General features: G+C 58.4%; 20 protein-coding genes. 14 read left to right on the top strand and 6 right to left on the bottom strand.

The window, feature by feature from the left end:
* Positions 1 to 5 precede the first annotated feature (5 nt).
* The 5 genes from BMY71_RS01185 to BMY71_RS01165 all read left to right on the top strand — a co-directional run bounded on the left by BMY71_RS01185 (position 6) and on the right by BMY71_RS01165 (position 3,945).
* Positions 6 to 491: a hypothetical protein gene (locus BMY71_RS01185; RefSeq protein ID WP_092681157.1), complete on the top strand. Its 486-nt coding sequence runs from the start codon at positions 6 to 8 to the stop codon at positions 489 to 491.
* A 2-nt stretch (positions 492 to 493) separates the two neighbouring features.
* Complete coding sequence (locus BMY71_RS01180) at positions 494 to 1,351, top strand: hypothetical protein (RefSeq protein WP_092681155.1); 858 nt, start codon at positions 494 to 496, stop codon at positions 1,349 to 1,351.
* A 1-nt stretch (position 1,352) separates the two neighbouring features.
* On the top strand, positions 1,353 to 2,252 hold the full coding sequence (locus tag BMY71_RS01175) for a cation diffusion facilitator family transporter (protein WP_092681153.1): 900 nt from the start codon (positions 1,353 to 1,355) through the stop codon (positions 2,250 to 2,252).
* Between the two features lie 245 nt (positions 2,253 to 2,497).
* A complete protein-coding gene (locus tag BMY71_RS01170) occupies positions 2,498 to 2,869 on the top strand; it encodes a winged helix-turn-helix transcriptional regulator (RefSeq protein ID WP_092681151.1) in 372 nt (123 codons plus the stop codon).
* 617 nt (positions 2,870 to 3,486) lie between these two features.
* On the top strand, positions 3,487 to 3,945 hold the full coding sequence (locus BMY71_RS01165; protein WP_092681149.1) for an MgtC/SapB family protein: 459 nt from the start codon (positions 3,487 to 3,489) through the stop codon (positions 3,943 to 3,945).
* Positions 3,946 to 4,077: 132 nt separating this feature from the next.
* Here the strand turns inward: BMY71_RS01165 and BMY71_RS01160 are convergent, their stop codons facing one another.
* The gene (locus tag BMY71_RS01160) at positions 4,078 to 4,317 is read right to left on the bottom strand and encodes a DUF2171 domain-containing protein (RefSeq protein ID WP_092681147.1); all 240 of its coding nucleotides are present in this window, start codon (positions 4,315 to 4,317) and stop codon (positions 4,078 to 4,080) included.
* A gap of 144 nt (positions 4,318 to 4,461) precedes the next feature.
* On the opposite strand from BMY71_RS01160, the gene BMY71_RS24265 reads away from it, so the two are divergent.
* Entirely contained in the window at positions 4,462 to 4,749 is a 288-nt protein-coding gene (locus BMY71_RS24265) for a hypothetical protein (RefSeq protein ID WP_139202582.1), read from the top strand.
* Here the strand turns inward: BMY71_RS24265 and BMY71_RS01155 are convergent.
* The 3 genes from BMY71_RS01155 to BMY71_RS01145 all read right to left on the bottom strand — a co-directional run bounded on the left by BMY71_RS01155 (position 4,742) and on the right by BMY71_RS01145 (position 8,203).
* Entirely contained in the window at positions 4,742 to 6,046 is a 1,305-nt protein-coding gene (locus tag BMY71_RS01155; protein WP_092681145.1) for an Nramp family divalent metal transporter, read from the bottom strand. The two genes, BMY71_RS24265 and BMY71_RS01155, sit on opposite strands and share 8 nt — an antisense overlap.
* Positions 6,047 to 6,211: 165 nt before the next feature.
* Complete coding sequence (locus tag BMY71_RS01150; RefSeq protein ID WP_092681143.1) at positions 6,212 to 7,354, bottom strand: carbohydrate porin; 1,143 nt, start codon at positions 7,352 to 7,354, stop codon at positions 6,212 to 6,214.
* Positions 7,355 to 7,402: 48 nt separating this feature from the next.
* On the bottom strand, positions 7,403 to 8,203 hold the full coding sequence (locus BMY71_RS01145) for an outer membrane protein (RefSeq protein WP_092681141.1): 801 nt from the start codon (positions 8,201 to 8,203) through the stop codon (positions 7,403 to 7,405).
* Positions 8,204 to 8,902: 699 nt separating this feature from the next.
* Here BMY71_RS01145 and BMY71_RS01135 point away from each other — a divergent pair.
* The 3 genes from BMY71_RS01135 (at position 8,903) to BMY71_RS25550 (ending at position 12,026) form a co-directional block, all read left to right on the top strand.
* Entirely contained in the window at positions 8,903 to 10,837 is a 1,935-nt protein-coding gene (locus tag BMY71_RS01135; RefSeq protein ID WP_244525947.1) for an FTR1 family protein, read from the top strand.
* A gap of 155 nt (positions 10,838 to 10,992) precedes the next feature.
* Positions 10,993 to 11,463, top strand: coding sequence for a hypothetical protein (locus BMY71_RS01130; protein ID WP_139202581.1), 471 nt, complete (start codon positions 10,993 to 10,995; stop codon positions 11,461 to 11,463).
* Between the two features lie 386 nt (positions 11,464 to 11,849).
* Entirely contained in the window at positions 11,850 to 12,026 is a 177-nt protein-coding gene (locus BMY71_RS25550; RefSeq protein ID WP_139202580.1) for a ribbon-helix-helix domain-containing protein, read from the top strand.
* Here BMY71_RS25550 and BMY71_RS24740 read toward each other — a convergent pair.
* Positions 12,011 to 12,403 (bottom strand): hypothetical protein, encoded by a 393-nt coding sequence (locus BMY71_RS24740; RefSeq protein ID WP_175557579.1) that lies wholly within the window; start codon positions 12,401 to 12,403, stop codon positions 12,011 to 12,013. The two genes, BMY71_RS25550 and BMY71_RS24740, sit on opposite strands and share 16 nt — an antisense overlap.
* 93 nt (positions 12,404 to 12,496) lie before the next feature.
* On the opposite strand from BMY71_RS24740, the gene BMY71_RS01120 reads away from it, so the two are divergent.
* Together BMY71_RS01120 and BMY71_RS01115 are read left to right on the top strand one after the other, a co-directional pair.
* Positions 12,497 to 12,694, top strand: a complete 198-nt coding sequence (locus tag BMY71_RS01120) for a CbtB domain-containing protein (protein WP_092681134.1) — start codon at positions 12,497 to 12,499, stop codon at positions 12,692 to 12,694.
* A gap of 18 nt (positions 12,695 to 12,712) precedes the next feature.
* Positions 12,713 to 13,438 carry a CbtA family protein gene (locus BMY71_RS01115; RefSeq protein WP_092681132.1) on the top strand — a complete coding sequence of 242 codons (726 nt, stop codon included), beginning with the start codon at positions 12,713 to 12,715 and terminating at the stop codon, positions 13,436 to 13,438.
* Positions 13,439 to 14,292: 854 nt separating this feature from the next.
* On the opposite strand, the gene mobF is transcribed toward BMY71_RS01115, so the two are convergent.
* Positions 14,293 to 17,151: a MobF family relaxase gene (mobF, locus tag BMY71_RS01105; protein WP_092681128.1), complete on the bottom strand. Its 2,859-nt coding sequence runs from the start codon at positions 17,149 to 17,151 to the stop codon at positions 14,293 to 14,295.
* Between the two features lie 41 nt (positions 17,152 to 17,192).
* On the opposite strand from mobF, the gene BMY71_RS24735 reads away from it, so the two are divergent.
* From BMY71_RS24735 to BMY71_RS01095, 3 genes are all read left to right on the top strand, one after another.
* Entirely contained in the window at positions 17,193 to 17,360 is a 168-nt protein-coding gene (locus BMY71_RS24735; protein WP_175557578.1) for a hypothetical protein, read from the top strand.
* Between the two features lie 292 nt (positions 17,361 to 17,652).
* Complete coding sequence (locus tag BMY71_RS01100) at positions 17,653 to 18,108, top strand: hypothetical protein (protein ID WP_092681126.1); 456 nt, start codon at positions 17,653 to 17,655, stop codon at positions 18,106 to 18,108.
* A 3-nt stretch (positions 18,109 to 18,111) separates the two neighbouring features.
* The gene (locus tag BMY71_RS01095; protein WP_092681124.1) at positions 18,112 to 18,831 is read left to right on the top strand and encodes a P-loop NTPase family protein; all 720 of its coding nucleotides are present in this window, start codon (positions 18,112 to 18,114) and stop codon (positions 18,829 to 18,831) included.

The following is an 18,831-nucleotide window of genomic DNA, read 5'->3' as shown; positions in this document are numbered from 1 at the left end:
GTGGCATGAAAATACGGTCAATCGTCAACTTGTGGGCCACATGCACGGCCCTCGTCATCATTGCATCCGCCCCGGCCGCGGCAAGCTTCGCCACGGAAAATCCGTGGGCGGCGGAACACATCGACAAGCTACCTCAAGACATCCGCCGCGAAGTGATTGGACGCGCGCGCGCCTGCGGAAGCAGCGCGTTTGCCGGGCACTATTTCGCGGTCTCGATCGAGGGGCGCGGGCAGCGGTTCATATCGCTGCATTTTGAAGACTTCTCTTGCGCTGACCGCGCGCAAATATGCCGAGGCGATGCCTGTCTCCATGAAATCTTCGCGGAGTCCGGCGGGCGGCACCGGGTAGTATTCAGCGCCTACGTGGAGGACGTCAAGATGACCAACGCGGGAGGCGTCGTCGGCATCGAGGTCTCGCAGGGCGGGAAGTGGCGGAATTTACTCTGGAGTGGACGGGCCTTCGTGCCGGTGAAAACGAGAGACGGACATTAGGAATGCACTTTTCGATACTGCAGCATCTTCACCTCGGAGGCGCGAATTTGAGCTACCGCAAGAAGTTCAGGCTGTTTTTTGTCGTTGCCATCGTTGTGCTCCTGCTCGGATGCGTCAAGACGGCCGTCCATTACTTCGGCATGGAATTCCTTGAGCTGAACGCTTTGCTGACTAGCGGGATCGGCGGCGCGATCTTCATCATTGGCTTTCTGCTTTCGAGCATCCTCGCCGACTACAAGGAAGCGGAACGCATTCCTGCGGATGTTCGCATGTCTATCGAAGCGATCGACGGAGACTTGGAATCCTTCTCGGCGGTCAGGCCGGAATTCGATCTGGCCGCCTGCCGCCAGATACTGGTTTCAATCCTCGACAAGCTTCGCTCCGGTCTTAGCCACGCGCACGACCACACGAACCTTCCGCCGGTGCTCGCCGAAATAGCGAAGCTCACCCCGATCCTGGGACGTCTCGAGGGCATGGGGATGGCGGCCAACTTTGTCGTCAGGCTCAGAGGAGCCCAGGATTTGCTTCGCAGGTCAATGTTGAGGATTTATCACATACAGCGCGTGGAATTTGTCCCGTCGGTTCATGTTCTCGTTCAGACCCTTGTCTTTGCGATCGTCCTGATGATGCTACTTCTGAAGACTGAAGGCGACCCCGCCTCGGCGATTATGTTCGGTTTCATCTCCTACATGTTCGTCTATGCCCTCTATCTGATCAGACTTCTCGAGCAACCCTTCGCAAAGGGGCACGGCTCGCTCGACGACGTCAGCTTCTTCCTTTTGGACGAACTCGAAGCCAGTCTGCGGAAATCTCTCGGAGACGTCGTACCGCCGCCAACCCACTTACATACGGAGACTTGAAATGCACGGCGGCGGATCGACAGGAACGGCGGCGGCCAAACACGCGACGCGGCTCGCTTGGGCGCTCGGCCTGACAGCGACCTATATGATCGCCGAGGTGATCGGCGGGCTCGTCACCGGCAGTCTTGCCCTGCTGGCAGACGCAGCGCACATGCTGACGGACGTCGGCGGACTCGGGCTCGCGCTGCTGGCCATCCGCTTCGCGGCCAAGGAGGCCACTCCGCAGCGGACATACGGCTACCTGCGGATGGAAGTGCTGTCGGCGCTGGCGAACGCGGTCGTCCTGCTGCTTCTCACGGTCTACATCCTCTACGAAGCCTACCAGCGCTTTCAGGCGCCCCCCGAAATTCTCAGCGGGCCGATGCTCATCGTAGCGTCGATCGGGCTCGTCGTGAACCTGATAAGCATGAAGCTCTTGGCTGGAGGCTCGTCCGAAAGTCTCAACGTCAAGGGCGCTTATCTGGAAGTCCTCGGCGACATGCTAGGTTCAATCGGAGTCATCGTCGCCGCGCTGCTCATGATGTGGAAGGGGTGGGTTCTGGCCGACCCCATCATCGGGGCGGGCATCGGACTGTTCATCGTCCCCCGCACCTGGATATTGCTGAAGCAAGTGACGCATATCCTCATGGAAGGCACGCCCGCGAACGTCGATATCACGCTGCTTGAGAAAAAGCTGGCGCGCATATCAGGCGTGACCGCGGTGCGCGACCTACACGTCTGGACGGTGACCTCCGGGTTCGACGCGATGAGTTGTCACCTCGTCGTTGCGGACATGTCCGGAGCCAGTGAAGTCCTGCGGGAAGCCCGGCGCGCCATGAAGGACGACTTTAAAATAGATCACACGACGATCCAGGTCGAAGATGAGGCCTTGAGAAGGGATGAGGCAGAGCTTCACGTGTAGCGCATCAGCGTGCCTAGTCATTCGTACCAACGAACCAGAGGTCAGCACATTCAGCCGGCGAAGACTTGAGGGGCGATGTCTTCGATGAGGTAGGCAGGATGCGCCGTCATCGACGAACGTCGATGCGGGAATGTCGAAATCGCGCAAGGAACTTCCTTCGATTGGAGTGCGACCGATGTTCTTGAGGCGGCCAACCCACGGTTTCGTTTCGATCTGTCTACCATTGAGGCCGAACGGAGAAACATATGCCGAAATACCGACACCAAGAGGCCGCGCCTGATTGCTCGATGGAAACCGTGATGAACCTCATCGGCGGCGGATCCTGGAAGGGCGTAATCTTGTATCGCCTGCTCGAAGGGACGCTACGTTTCAATATCCTGAAGGCACATATGCCGGGCTGTTCGCCCCGACTTCTCATGAAGGAGTTGCGCGAGCTGGAGGACGAGGGGCTCGTTAAGCGCGGCGTCTTCGCCGCGATGCCTCCCAGGGTCGACTACTCACTTACGGAAGAAGGGCGGTCGATCGGACCTCTACTGCTCGGTCTGTATGATTGGGGCACGGGCTGGCTCGAGCGCCGGGGTATTCCGACGTGCGTAGATCTGTCGAGGAAGCAATGAGATCGACCGCAAAACGAGTCTTTTGAGAACGATGATGACGACGTTGAATGAGCCACCTTCGACGAGCTCAGAGGGTCGGCCGAGCGTTGCCAAGAATGGTGCGTCGCCGCACCGAACCCGTGAGTACATCTGGCACCGTACGGACCGCATGATCTGTCCTACGCGGCTGCTGCAAACAGGCAAAAGCGAGATTGAAGCATGAATGCAGGCCAATTCACCGTATTGACGATAGGCGTTCTTATCGGAGGCACTTTGTCCGCGATAGGAGCTATCCTGTTAAGGGCGCCACCGGATAGCTATTGGTTCACTGTCGTAGGCCCCTTCGGCGCGGCCGCAGCGGGGGTCGGCCTTGCAATACTGGTAAGCCGCAGGCGGTCGTTGATCCGTGCACGCGGAAAGAGACCCGACGAGGTGAAACAATGATCTCGCGAGGCCACTGCCTCCGTGAGTTGGTGGCGATCTGTTAGAACCAAGACCGCCGCCGGCCTGATGGTGTGGGGGCGAACTAGCCGACCACGACGCCGACGGTAGACGTTAGGGGCATCCCAGCATGATTTGAAGATGGTCTGACTGATGTTGTCTGAAATTCGATGCCAATCTTGCATTTAGGAACGTAGATGTCGCTCGCCGCGAACGCTTGGGAAGCACTGTCCCACCTCGTCAATCTCGCGATTGCATATTCCCTTGCGTGGCCGATAGGCTGGAACCGGGAGCGCTCTGAGAGGAGCGCTGGCGTGCGCACCTTCCCGCTCGTCGCGATGGCTGCCTGCGGCTTCGTGCTCATAGCCGTGCGGGTTTTGGGAGCCGAATCCATGGGGCAAGCGCGGATCATCGAGGGGCTCATCACAGGCATCGGCTTCATCGGCGGCGGCGCCATCCTCAAGCACGGAACGAAAGCTCTCGGCACCGCGACAGCAGCCAGCCTATGGGCGATCGGCGCACTGGGAGCTGCGGTCGGCTACGGTCTCTACGATATCGCAGTCATATTGAGTGCTGTCACATACCTGACGCTTAGATATTCGGCTAAGGGCGATGGGGCCGACTTGCATGCGAAGGAATCAATGGCTGAAAAATAGCTTCATAAACGAGGCTCGCTGGCCGGACTGAAATTGAAAGATGTTTGAATACACCTGAACTTCGGGAGAAAGAAGCCATTGGCGGTGTTCGAAGGTGGGGCCGGCCTCGTCCGCCGACCCCCTTCCCCTCAGTTAGCTTGTTCCGTGCTCCCAATGCTTCGCGACTTCATCAGCCGATTTGCTGAGATGAACGTGCTGATCGACGTGATCGATCCAGGCAACGGGAATAAAATGATGGTGAGCCCCATCGGGCGAGCTTTGCTTCGTCAACTTGATCTTGTCCGCGCCGTCCATGTGATCGACTTTGCCTACTGTCTTCCTGTCGGACGACATAACATCCATGTGCTCTTTGATCTGAGAGGTATCGGTCATGATGACTCCTTCGGGTTCGGGAGTGAAAAACGCGCCGGAAGCGATTAGGTTGCGTTTTCATGCAACGCAAATTCAGCTTGAGGACCGGGATCGCTTTCTAATCAAAGAATCCGGAGCTGGCTGAGGCATTTCGTAGGATTTATCATGCTGACCACCTCCTTACGCGAATGGCTCGTTAAAGTCGGTTGGAAGATCGGCCTTGTCGTTGCTCTAGCGGCGGCGCTTGCACTTGGAACGAACGGCACACTTTCGTCGGCATTTCGTTACCTGGCAGGGTTCGGTGGCCTGAGCTCGATTGTGCAGGCGGGTCTTGCCGTTGGGAGAGGAAGACCGCTGGTCGGCCGCCTGTCGGAATGGCACGAAGCGATCGTGCTCTCGGTATTATCCGCCGTTTCGCATCTTATCGCCGTCCACATCGATGCAATTACATGAGGTAAGTGACACCCATCGCAAGCGCAGCCAAGGCCATGGTGGCGGTTGCGGTCCAGCCTAGCCACGTCAGCCAACCGCCGATCGTGAACTGACCCATGATCTTCTCGTTGGCGGCCATCAGCATCATCAGAGCCATCACCGGGACGGCGACGACGCCGTTGATCACGGCGCACCAGATCAGCGCCTTGATAGGGTTGATCGGCGTGAAGTTCAGCAGCACGCCTACCGCTGTCGCCACCACGATCGTCGCATAGAAAGCCTTCGCTTCCCGAGGCTGGCGGGCCAGGCCAATCGGCCACCTGCGAGCTTCGCCGACCGCGTAGGCGGCGGAACCGGCAAGCACGGGAATGGCGAGAAGGCCTGTCGCCACCACGCCCAACGCGAATATCGTCGCGGCGTAGTTTCCCGCGATCGGGCGAAGCGCCTCGGCCGCCTGGGCGGACGTCTCGATGTTGGTCACGCCGGAAACGTTGAGCGTCGCAGCCGTCGTCAGGATGATGGCCAAGGCGATGAAGTTCGAGATCCCCATGCCGATCAGGGTATCGATCTCGATCCGTTTTATCGCGTCCGGACCCTGTTCTGGCGCGCGCTTGAGGACCTGTCGCTCGGGCACGGAGCGAATGTCCTCGGCCTCTTGGGAGGCTTGCCAGAAGAGCAGGTAGGGACTGATCGTCGTGCCGAAGACGGCGACGATCGTCTGTATGTACTCGGTCTTCCAAACGAAGGTCGGCAGGACGAGCTCGCGTAGGGCTTCGCCCCAGTGGACATTCGCCATGAATAGGGTCGCAACGTAGGCGAGCAGCGCCAGAGTAAGCCACTTCAGATAGGATACATAGCGCGTGTATTGCAGAAGGACCTGAAGGCCGATGCAAATGGCGCCGAACAGCGCTACATAAAGGGCTCTAGGCCCCCCAACGACCAGACCGATGGAATCGGCCATCGCGCCGAGGTCGGCGCCGATGTTGATCGTGTTGGCGGTCGTCAACAGGGCCACAAACGTCTGCAAAAGCCAGTTCGGATAGTGTTGGCGAAGATTGCCCGCCAGACCCCGGCCGGTCGTCCTTCCGATTCTGCCGCTGATCATCTGGACCGCCGCCATCAGCGGGTACGTCAACAACATGGTCCAAGTGAGCGAGTACCCGAACTGGGCGCCCGCCTGGCTGTAGGTGGCGATGCCGCTCGGATCGTCGTCCGATGCGCCTGTGATGAGACCCGGACCGAGGGCACCGAGCAACCGCGGTTTGCTGCCGCTTACGACGGGACTGGGACCTGCCTTGTCGGTATCCTGCAAAATCATCTAGCCAACTCTCAAGAACATGGTCGAAGTAAAGCGCCCATTTTGGAACGACACGGAATGCTTTGAAAAGAGTTTCGTCCCGCCGGAACGGCGGCCCTCCATAATTCGTGACTTCCAAGAGTCATCGTCGAGCTTCGTTCCGACGGCAGGCGCCGGATTGAGATGCTAAAACTGCGCGCGCAGCCGGGCGCCGAAGATCGACACCGGTCCCCGATCCCGGTTGTACGCTGGATTTGCGATGAACTGATAATTCAAGGTCGCGCGCCATATCGATATTGGGAAGCTATAAGAGGTTTCGACTATCTTTTCAGGACCCGGATTGGGCAGCTTGCCGTCACCGACGAGGATGCCGAGCCCTCCGGCATCGAGATAGGAACGCCGCGCGCTTGAAATGCCGTTCACTACTCCGGCCAAAGCTACCGTGTCGTCCGGTCTCTTCCACCGGGTACCTGAGAGCAGGAGCCCTGCGGCGACTGTACTGTCGATGTCCGTGAACTCATACGACTCCACCGAACCGTCCGCGAGGCCTGCGCGTGCGAAGATCCCCAGATCATCGGCAATTTCTTGTTCGATGTTCAGGCTGAGCCCCGAACGGCTGCGATAGGTCCGGACGGAGGCGGTGTCGGCCGGCCCGCCGATCGCCTGGGCAAGCGCCACGGCGTCGTCGAAGCGCCCCATGCGCCCCCTCGAGACGAAGCCGGTTACCGCGATCTTACCGGGCTTGCCCAAGATCTCATGCCTGTGTTCTGCTTCCCCGACCAGCTGGAATTGCTCGAAGCGTGGATCGAGCTCGGAACTATTGGGCACACGGGACAAGTCGAAGACGCCTCCACGGAACGTCCAGGCTCCAGTGTACCATTCGATCGCCGCGCCGTACGTGTAGCCCCAGGCATCCGCCGCATAGTCGAAGGTCCCGGTGTCCACCAGCGACCAGTTCATGAAGTCCTTCCGTGGGTCGTGCGCGTATTTGTTGGTGTCGAACACGTCGGTCACGGCGAACTTGCCCACTGTCAAGACGATTCGATCGTTCATCTGGGTGCCCGCGAACTGATTGATGTCGCCGTCGACCTTCTTCTTTTCGCCGCCTAGGTCGAACGTCTGGCGAAAGAAGGCCCGTGGTATCCGCGCATAGGGAACGGCGGAGCCGACCTTGTAAGCTTCGCCGCTGGGAAATCCCGCGACGCCCAGCGTCGAGCTGAGACCGAACCCCTGATCGATCTCCGGATTGATCCACAATTCACCTCCCTCCCATGGCCGAATGCCGGCATAGAGGGTGACGTCCCACGTCTCGCGGGTCTGGTTGGGAATGAGACTGTTCGCGCCGCGATACGGAGTGCGGAAGGGCGCTGCATATTGCTACAGATACGTTGTCTGCCCCCGCAAACTGAACCAATCGGTTTCCAGTGGCTTCACTCCCTCGGAGAGCAGTTGCCGGTCGTCCCCGCCAAGCCGATAGTTGAACCCTAAGCGTGCCGTATGGACCGTCCAATCCGACGTGACCTGCTGCGCGCCTCGAGAAAATGTCGCTGCTTGCGACCCGAACCTCGTGTCGAGATACTCGAATTTTGCCGACCAGTTTGGTGTCAACCCGAATTCCGCCCCCGCGCCCCATGCATAGCCAAGTCTGGTCAGATCATGTATCTCGCCATCCGATGCCGCGAGCGGTTCAAGCGTCACCTGATTTTTGGTCCATGCCAGACCACCCGTGGCATAGAAAAGCCATGCTCCTGGCGCATAGCCAAATCTTGCGCGCACGGTGCCGGAGGTCTGTACGGCCTCATTCAGCATCGACAAGGGCCGCACCGAGGGCAGGGTTGCATTCCCCTCGATCGTGCTCGGAAAGGATATGTCGGCTTCGAAGCCGGCGACCAGGCGAGAGGGCAGCGCATAATTGAACCCGGCGGCGAGTCCGATCGCGTAGCTGCCCGTCCCTTTAAAAGCATCAAGATCGGACGTGCTCAGCGCCCCGGTTGAAATCGAAGATGCAGGGCTGCTCGATGAAAACTGAGAATTTACGACCGAATAGCCAACGTTGGCACCCATGAATGGCCCGGACCAGTTTATTCTATTTTTAGACTGAGCTCGGCTCACATCTGCGACCGCTATGTCAGATGCAATCTCTGCCACACAGACAACGATGACAATGATTTGCCTCATATCAACCCTCTACAGATTGACGGAGAAAGGGCATGCTGCGCTGCGTTTGGCAACGGGAAAGTATGTCATGACGATGGAATGGGAGTCGTAAGCCTTGCCCCGCTGTTCTCGACTTGCCGGCGGCAGCGGTCGTCCGATCCATCGTGATCTAGGCGGTGCTCCCGTGGACCCCGGCACAGGCGGCCATACTCAATGCCGCACCGCTTTACGTTGTTTTTGCGGAACTGGCCCGCGGGCGGGCCTGGTCATCGCCCGTATCGCCGGCTTGGGGGCGCCCGCCGGTCGCGCCGTAGCGTTCAGCGGTGCCACACGCAATCCGCTCGTCGTCCTCCCCCTTGCGCTCGCCGTGCCGGGTGCCATTTCGATAATATCGGCTGTCATAGTAGCGCAGACGCTGGTGAAGTTGACCGCCTCGCTCGTCTACATCCGGCTAATGCCGCTATCCGGAAGTGACGGCGACGAAGCCGCGTATTAGAATTCTTCGGCCGCTAAACCGTCCGTCCGGCGAAGGTCGGTGACCCCAGATCCGCAGGTCCATGGAGGGCGCAGTGTGCAAGCTGCGAACCGCTTGGACCAAGGACGACTTGGGCTTCATTTGAATGCCAAACTCGTCGCCAACCGAAAGAGTTTTGAATGTACACGCCGTGTTCATCCGCTCGCATAAGGCCTGCCGAAAGTGGTGCCAGAACGATCCTGCACTTGTCCTTTTTTCCGATGCTTGGGCTGGCGCTCGTCTTTATGATCTCGGTCGTTTTGGCGACGCCATCTTCGGCCCAGAGCACCGCGCCCCAGACCATCTGGCGCCTGCTGGATTACGTCGCGGTCGACTACCCCGAAGCCGTCCAGGACGGAAAGATCGTCAGTCAGACCGAATACGACGAGATGAAGGAGTTCTCGGCGACGGCAAGCAAGCTCATCGGCGGCCTTCCGGAAACGCCGAACAGCCCGGACCTGAAAGCGAAGGCACGCGCGCTGGAGCAGAACATCGCGTCGAAGGCCACGCCTGCTGAGATCGCGGTCGCCGCGCGCAGTCTGGGTGTCGACCTCGTGAAGGCCTACCCCATCCCGCTGTCACCGGCCGCAGCGCCCGATCTGGCGCGTGGCCAGGCCCTATACGCCCAGCATTGTGGGGCCTGTCACGGCGCAGACGGAAGGGGGGATGGAGCTCAGGCCGCCGGGCTCGAGCCTCCGCCGATCGCATTCACGGACGCGGCCCGGGCCCGCGAACGCAGCGTCCTCGCGCTTTATCAGGTGATCGAGCAGGGAATCGACGGCACCAGCATGGCAAGCTTCGCCGATCTGCCGGCGGCCGACAGGTGGGCATTGGCGTTCTACGTCGGTACGCTTGCATACCCGGCCGACATGGCGACTCAAGGCCAGTCGATCTGGGATACCGAACCTCCGCTGCGTACCCAGTTCGATCTTCAGAATCTCGTCGGCCTGCGCCCCGCGGTCCTCGCGTCTCAGATCGGCGATGAAAAAGCGCGGCAGCTCGTCGCCTACCTCAGACGTCATCCCGAAGCGACCAAATCGGCGGTTCCAGCCGCGGCCTCGCTCACTCTGGCGCGCACCCGGCTCGACGAAGCCATGGCAGCGTACCGCAAGGGAGAGCGTAGGTCCGCCACCGATCTCGCTCTGTCGGCCTATCTCGACGGTTTCGAGCCGGTGGAAGCCATATTGTCGGCTCGCGACAAGCCGCTCATGATTCGGATCGAAAGTGCGATGGCGGACCTGCGGTCCGCCATCGCGCGGAGCGATCCCGCGGACGTCGTGGCCGGCCGCGTCGCGGCGCTCGACGGATTGTTCGCGAACGCCGAAGCCGTGCTCGGCGCAGGGGCTGCGTCGCCGACCTCGAGTTTCCTGGCATCCTTCACGATCCTTGTCCGAGAAGGGCTCGAAGCGATCCTGATCGTGACCGCGATGCTCTCGTTTCTTGCCAAGGCCGACCGCCGGGACGTCCTGCCATACGTGCACGGCGGCTGGATCGCCGCGCTCGTCGCCGGCGCTGGCACATGGGGCGCGGCCACCTGGCTGATTTCGATCAGCGGGGCGAGCCGCGAGCTGACGGAAGGGTTCGGCGGCGTGTTTGCTGCTCTGGTGCTATTGTGGGTCGGCATCTGGATGCACGGCAAGAGCCACGCGGATACTTGGCAGCGCTATATCCGCGAGAGACTAGGTAGCGCGCTGAACCGGCGCTCCGCGTGGTTCCTGTTCGCGCTCGCCTTCATCGTCGTCTACCGCGAGGTGTTCGAGACGATCCTGTTCTACGCAGCGATCTGGGGGCAGGGAAATGGTGGTGCCGTCGTCGGAGGCGGGGCCGCCGCGACCGTCGTGCTGGCATTCATCGCTTTCGTGATTCTCCGGTACAGCCGCGCGCTCCCGATCGGGAAGTTCTTCGCGTACAGTTCCGGGCTGATCGCCGTGCTGGCCGTGGTGCTTATGGGCAAGGGATCGGCGGCGCTCCAGGAGGCTGGCTATCTGCCTGTCACTCTTTGGGCTGGCGTTCCGAGGAGCGAGTTGCTTGGCCTATATCCGACGCTGGAAACAATCTCAGCGCAGCTCGCCATTGTCGTCATGCTGACGATCGGATTTTTTCATAACCGACGCTTGGCATCTGCCGAGAGACCGGCTTAGAGTCTGTCGAGCTTCTCGTCGTTGGATAATGCAGAACAGGTTTGATGAAAAACGTATGTCCATCCTGCATTGGTTCGACTGCCGCGTCGCTCTGTCGCGGGAACAGCGGGCAAAAGAAACATTGGTCTGTGCTGGGAGCCACTAAAGGAACTACGATGATGATTTTAATAAATGCCACCCTCTTGACAGCAGCCCTATCCTTCGGTGGTACGCTCGCGAGCACCGGCGCAAATGCCGCTCTGCAGCCGTCGCAGAAGGCGACTTCCGGAAAGCCGGACAATGCAACCGACATCAGCGCCAGTCGACGCCATCATCATCACTCGCATCGCCGACACGTGCACGGGCAACAGCACTATGTCACTTACCCGCGTACGTATCAGCGGTCGTACTATCGCCAGCCGGCGTATTCCGAAAACTATGGCTACGGCGATTACGGCAGATATCAGCCTTCCTACTATGGTGCAGGCTACTACGGCAGCTCGTTCGGCGGCTTCGGAACAAGCTACAGTTACGGCAGCGGCTTCGGACATGGCCACCACGACTTCGGTCACGGCGGCGGGCATCACGGCGGCTACATCGGTCACGGTGGAGGAGGCCATGGCGACGGCGGTCATGACCACAGATAAGTAAGCCTCGGCCAATTTGAACGGGCGCCTTCGGGCGCCCGTGTACACACGGTGGGCGATGTCATCGCGCCACAATATATAGGACTGACAACGGATCGCGATTCGGGGCGGAAGATTGAAATTGCCGCTTCAGATGAGGAATTACAACCGGTTCCGTCAAATGTTGGGCAACTTGTGCGGCATCGTTCGAGATCTATCGAATCGACATGGCAGGCGACCTCTCTACAGCAAAAAAAATGCAACGACGTCAAACAAAGGCCGCGGGCAAACTTTGACGCGATCTGCAACAGGATGCGCGCCCCTATCTTCTTCAAGGGCTGAGTTGTCTCTTCTGCGATCGGCGGAAAAGGACTGAATTTTCTCAGGTAGACACGGGTGAGAAAATAATGAAGTTGCAGATCGCAGGGCGGTCAGTCAATTTGCTCCGTCACAGGATCAGCTTGAGCCTCGAAGATGACTTTTGGGTTGCCTTGAAAGAGATCGAAGACGAACATAAGTCAAGCTGTTCGCTAGTCGAGCAAATCAACGGATGGCGCGAGTTAGGTATTCAGTCTCGGCGCTGAGGCAGTTGGTGCTGCTCGAAATCTACCGGAACCGAACAGGATCCCACCCATGCAGTTCCCGCCAACTCTAGCCCTACGTTCGCGCAGTAGGCGCAGGTTGATTTTATGTTCCGCGATGGGAACGCGCCACGAAAGAGTTTTTGCAATCGATGATTGAGGATTACGTTTGGCGTGAAGACGTCGAGGCGCTGGCTTTCCGGTTTGGCGGGCGCGACGGTTTCTGCGTGGTACACCGTCACGCGTTCCGAACGCTGCTGAGACGGTTGCCGTCCGAAAAGGACTGCTCCGAATTCTTCATCGGTCACCGAGAGACCTTCGAGGCCGCGGCTTGCGCCAAGGTGCTGCGCGCCAAGATCACCGATTTCGACAATTTCCACATCACCAGTCGGGACGTGTTGAGACAGATGCGTAAATCAGGTCTCGCGCCGACTTGTATTACATGTTAGTTTGCGGCCGAAAGCAGGAATGTCATGAGCAACGCCCACACCTTGAATCCAGAATCGGACACCGCGATCCGGGTGACGACCACCGCCAACGTCGTAGTGCAGGCGGCCATGGCTATGGCGCTCGGATTGATCGTCGTCGGGATGGTCGGATTCTCCCATATAAGCGCCGTGCATAACGCCGCGCACGATGTCCGCCACGCCAACGCTTTTCCCTGCCACTGACATTCGGTCCGATTTCCGATGTCCGTTTTCAGGTCTATCGTATTTTCCGCCGTGCTGGCCGGCATCGCGGTCGGCATAACGATCACAGCCGTCCAATCCATCGGCACCATTCCGCTGATCCAGCAGGCGGAAACCTACGAGAAAGCGCTGGGTGCCACGCACGGCCATTTTATGAGCGAAGCCGTGGCTCTGGAGAGTGCGGCACCTGCTGCCGCGAATAGCCACCATGCAGCGGAATGGGAGCCTGCCGATGGCTTCCAGCGGACGAGCTTTACGCTCGGCGCCAACATCCTGACCGCGATAGGATTCTCCCTGCTCTTGGGAGGCGCCTTCACGTTACGTCGTCACTCCGTGAGCTGGCGTGATGGCATGATATGGGGGCTCGGCGGCTTCGTAGTCTTCACCGTAGCGCCCGGATTGGGGCTTCCACCGGAACTTCCAGGCATGCCGGTAGCGGAGCTCGCCGCGCGTCAGTTATGGTGGTTCTCCACCGCTGCGGCGACGGCGGCCGGCATCTGCCTGCTCGTCTTCAAGCGACAACCGTGGGCCGCGGGTCTTGGTCTCGCCCTGATTGTCATCCCCCATTTGATCGGCGCGCCGGTCGTCGCCGCTGCACATACCGACGTCCCCGCAGCGCTGTCACACAGGTTCGTCGTGGCGGTAACGCTGACAAGCTTAGTGTTTTGGGTGTTGCTCGGCGTCTCGACCAGCGTTGCCGTTCGGCGGCTGTCCAACGGCCCATAGAATTGATGCGACTGGAAACCCGAATTCCATGGCGCTGCCGACATCGTCTTGTGGGATGACTTGCAGCGATCCTCGCCCCCGTCGGTCACGGCAGGCGATAGGTTATCGACTGTCGTAGAAGGAAATGCTGCCGCTTGCGGCGCCCGGCATGCGGTACGGGTCTGTAATTCAGGAATGCAGTTCTGGATCAGGTGGGCATGATGCAAGTCCGGATAGCTGCGCTTGATCACCCGACGCGATCCAGCCCAAGGGTCAGATGCAAGTCGCTGAACGCATAGGATGGATGGCGTCTTTGAATGACCTTCATAACTCTTCGACGGCTTCCCAATGTAAAACGTTGCAGCGAACACCATGATCGGCAAGCAAGCGATGGCGCCATTGCGCCTCGTTCATGCAGACTGGTTATCATGGCAATGCCGTAGCCAAATCGTGCCCGCACGGTGCCGAGGTCTGTACGGCCTCCTTCAATATCAGCGTCTATAAGGGCCGCGTTGGGGGCAGGGTCGCATTCCTCTCGATCATGCTCAGAAAGGATATGTCGGCTTCAAAGCCGGCAACCGAGGCAAGAGGGCAGCGCATAATTGAACCCGGCGGGGGGGCCAGCGCGTAGCTGCCCGACCCTTTGAGCGGATCAATGTCGGAGGACGTAAGCGCAGCGGAGCGGATTGCTACCCAATGTTAGGGACGGCATGCCCGGAGATGCCGTGAAGAAGATGTGATTTTGCCACCCAGATTGAACGCCATTATTGCCCAGGGTTCGATATGCGGCTTTCATAGGTTCAGGAGCAGAAAGAAACGACGTGGTCAATGGCGACCGGAATATGGGAGGTAATCCCGTTTAATGAAACTTTTTTCTACCTTTCCGGAGTTCGCGAACTGTCTCGCTCCTGCTGAGGAGCCCGGCGGCTTCGATCGTGTGACCCAAGTCTGCTTTTAATTGCCGCAATTAATTGCGCGACCTTTTCTGGGACGGTGCGGCTCAGTACATTGGAACGTCGTAAGAAACGCCGGAGAGATTTAGCTCGATCAATGTCCCCGCCGATATTGCGCGCAATCTCAACAGCTCGTTTGACCGATGTGGCAATTCGACCAAGATGAAGTGATGGCCGCTGGGATATGAGAACGATTTCGCCACTACGAATAAAATTCAGACGATCCCGCACGTAGTCGACGACATTCGCCTTCTCTGAGTAAGATCGCGACTCAGCAAATAATTGTTCTCTGGCAACAAAATCGGATGGAAATCTTTTCAACTCCGGCCGCTTCTGAACTGCGGCTGCGGATAACCGATCTTTCTCAACGATGATTCGAGCCTCTTTTCGATGGCGAGTGAGCCCTACATAAACCTCCCTCGCGTTGGTCTGCCTCGCTATGTGTAAAACGGATGCTGCTGCTGTGCGACCTTGCACCGAGTACGCGGTTCCAGCGTACGCCAAGCTAATCCGCGGCGGCGACTTCGCGCTACCGGGATATTGTCGAACGAAGGATGACCACATGTCGTCGACCAGCCGGCCATCTTCGAGCCTAATAGTTATTCGCAGACCTTCCTTCGTTTCCTGCATCGCTTCAACTCTGCCGCGAGTACCATTTCTAATATTGTACTGCTCTAAGTTTTCGCCGAAGCGAAGCTGGTCGCCGACGGCTAGGTCAATCGAAACGACCTTCTTATCTCGATCAACTGCGCGCAACGTGAATTCCGGTCCCTGCAAGACGCCTTCAGAGAGCAGTTTAGTTCTGGCTGCACTATTGAGTTGTTTTGCATCGGAATTACGACGTGTGATGATTAAAACGTCGCTGCCGTACTTTTGGCGAAGCTCAGTCCATGCTTCGATTGTCCGATCTCGGGCTACGGCTTCACCAGAAACAAGTTCGATCTTATTTTTGTTGGCGTAAGCTCTCAGACCTGCCTCGGAGTCTCCCTGCGCCATCACTGTCGATGCCGCTCGTTGCCACGGGACGAGCTGACGGCGGATTTCGGACAAAATCGTACGACGCGAAACAACATCTGATATCGCCTTTAGACCGCTGCCTCCCGCCACGGATTCGAGCTGACGCCTGTCGCCGAAACAGACCACCTTTGCCCCCGCGTCTCGCGCAGTATTCAGGGTGAACGCGAGATCGTGAATGCCTGCCATTGCAATTTCGTCAACGACGATCAATGTGCTTTTGTCGACGGTCTGGCCGAGACCTTTGCTGTGGTCGTATCTCCATTTCGCAATTGCGACGGCTTCAATACCGCACGATCGTGAAAGTTCGTCTGCGGCAATCCAGGTTGGTGACAAGCCTAAAACGCGGAGGCCGGAACTATGCGCAGCGGCTACCAGAGAATTTGCAAGAACTGTTTTCCCTGTACCCGCAGCCGAATCACATATGGTTACACCGTCGCGGTTACATGCAAATCGAACGGCCTGGGACTGTTCTTCTGACAGATGGGATGCGTTATCAAGAACGATGTCGAGAGCCGCATCGTCAAACCAATTTCTCTCATTCGGTCTGTCTGCTGCTCTGAGAAGGCTCGCCTCGGCCGCTGCGATCGTTGGCGTTGTCCAGCATTCCGCCAAATCTTCTTGGTTCAATTTAAGGAGAAGACCTTGCGTCTCGTGCAAACTGAGTTCCGAGATGACGTCGTCGATTCCTTTCGACATAAACGTTGCTTCTGCCAGTGAACGAACGAGGAGCTCCTTTCTGCTGACAACGCTCTGATGTTTGAAAAGTGCGGACGCTGCGATCGCGACAGGACCGCTTCCTTCGATAGCCGGTGGATCAAAATCGCGATCAATCTGTTGCTCTTCGTTTCTCTGCGCGACGAAGTCGCGCGTAGCAACCCAGGGATCAATCTTGAACTGGGCAAGCTCATCTTTCCAACGCTCCTCCAGGGCTTCACCGACAGGCACTTCGCTTTTTGCGCCACGCGTGGAGAGAGCTGCGATTTCTTTTTGAGCGGTGCTGGCGTCGCGGCCGACCAATTCCTCGATTTGTAAAGAGCGTTTCGAGAAGCTTCGAATCATGTCTTCATGAATTCCGGCGATTTCAAATTGCCCTCGGCCGGCGGCACGTAGCTGAAATTCACGCTCACTTAAACTTTTGGCGAGGCTGCTACGATAGACGAGTCCAAGGACCATCAGGTTCTGGAAAGCCTTTTTAGGTTCAAGTGTGCGGAATTTGTCACGTGAGCCGCTTACGTTGAGTACCACGGAGTGCGTGTGAATATTCGGGTCGCCTTCACGCGAAGTAAAATGGTCGAATCGCCCGACGATAACGTCGTTGGGTTCTTCCCGGAGGTAACCGCCTTCTCCCAGGCGAACTTGGAGCATTTTGTCGTCAACGAGAAATTGCAAGGCTTTCTCGACGGCGTCGCGGTGAATCTCATGCAGCATCTCGCGTTGCTGTTTATCGCCGGCGAGCCACAAAATCGATAATGTTTTCGGTGCCGAGAAGGTTATATCCCAACCGGCGCGGTGCATTGCGCCGGAACCGCGAACAAGAGGTTTTCCAGTCGTGGGGCTATTGCCTGCACACAAGTCGCGAAAAGTGTCGCGATCGATTTCGGCTCCGTGCCGGACGATCCGCTGGCCACTCGACCACCATAGCCCACCACCGTCGCGCACATAATACTCGTCCCGTGCGTGCGGACGTGCTTCACGATTGGGATCATTGACATAGTACAGGCCGGCGTCTCTTCCGGTGCCGAGAGCATGAAGAGAGGCCGTCATGGTTTTACGGAGGCGTACTTGCAAAGGTGTGAGAGATCGACTTGACCGCTTTCCGCGGTTGCTTCACCAATGAACTCCGCGAGCTCGACGAGCGCTTGGTCAACGATCTCTATTCGCTCGAAAAGCAGCCGATGCCGGGTCGCAAAATCGAGGTGTTGGCCGAGACACTCGATGATCAACTCCTCCACTGGAATCTTGGCGGTCTTTGACGCTTTCTCGAGTCGGTCAGCAAAATCACGGTCCACCTGGAATTTATACTCAACCGAAGGCATAAAAAGTTCTCTCGTACAGCTATTAATAGAACAATCTATCCTTAGACCTCGCACCCCGCGGGGCATACGGCAAGCCGCTCCGCAAAGGGCCTTTGGCCTGGGTTAAGCAATTTAGTGCGTATGGTGTGCAAATAAGAATAAATGGTAATTGACTAGTCCTGACACTGGTAACCGCTAGTCCCACTAGTGCTGGCTAGTTTAGCTTTGCGGCCTATAGTCTGGTCCGCAGATGTCCCTCGATCCCAAACAACTCCGCCAAGACGCCAGACGCCTCCAGGACGCCCGTCCAGTCGGTCGGGAGAGCACGGGCACGACCAAAGCCATCAGGACCGCCCTGCCGGTCATCTACCAGCTACGCAAGGACGGCGTATCCTGGCCGGCGATCGCTGAGGCTCTTGCCGCTCAAGGCGTCGTACAAGGCAAAGACCGGATACCCCTGACGACGAAAAGGCTCACAGCGATTGTTAGCCAGATCGAAGATCAAGACCGCAAAAAGGCAAGCAAGGCCAGCAACCGCGTCAGGAGCGACACCCCGCTTCTTCCAACCGGGCCATCCCTTCGTCCATCTCTGTCACCGGATCTCGCAACGCGTCCCTTGCCGCCTGATTCTCAGCCGTCTTCGACCGAGGACGAGCTTCGTAGCGCGGCTTATGAAAACATCAAAAGCGTATTGAAAAAGGACTAATCGATGGCTCGTATTTTGTTGATCGCGCAAGAAAAAGGTGGCGTTGGCAAAACGGTTTTCGCGCGCGCCCTCGCCGAAGCCGTTGACGGTGCTCCCGTCATCGAGATTGACTCGAGCCATCGCATGCGTGAACTGGGTGACCGCGTAAAGTTCTTCAAAATGCGTGCGGACCGGGAGGCGATCGAGAAGACGGGTGGGAAAGCCTCACGCGCCGAGTTCGACGCCGTTCTGAGCGCGATCGAGAAAGCCTCGATAGCAACCATCGTTGACGTCGGCGCCAACACGTCCGTGACGTTCCTCAAGGTCCTGTCGGAAGCCGCCCCCCTCTTCGCAAGCGAAGGCATCGAGTTCGGTGTGTGCGTGGTGGTGACCAACGAACCGGGCGCCCTCGCTGAAGCTCCGAACCTGCTGACGCTCGCTAAACCGTGGGCCAAGGCTCTCTTCCTAATCGAAAATCGCCTGCACGGCGTCGTGCTCCCAAACGCGCTCAAGAAGATGACCGAAGGCGTCATCGTTTCATCCTTTGAGCACCAGTCCCTTGAGGAAGGTGCGGATGGATATTTGCAGGCCGGCGGTTTATCTACAATCGCCAAGCTCGATCCGGCGAAGCTGCGGGAAAAGCATGGGATCGGCCCTTCCCTTCGCATCCATCGCGATCTCGAAAAATTCCGGCTGGAGGCCATGCAGGCAGTGAGGCCGCTGGCTGAATGGCTGGTTGGGTAA

Origin of the sequence: Rhodopseudomonas pseudopalustris (assembly GCF_900110435.1) — a bacterium.
GTDB lineage: Bacteria > Pseudomonadota > Alphaproteobacteria > Rhizobiales > Xanthobacteraceae > Rhodopseudomonas > Rhodopseudomonas pseudopalustris.
This window is presented reverse-complemented; position numbering and strand designations above follow the sequence as displayed.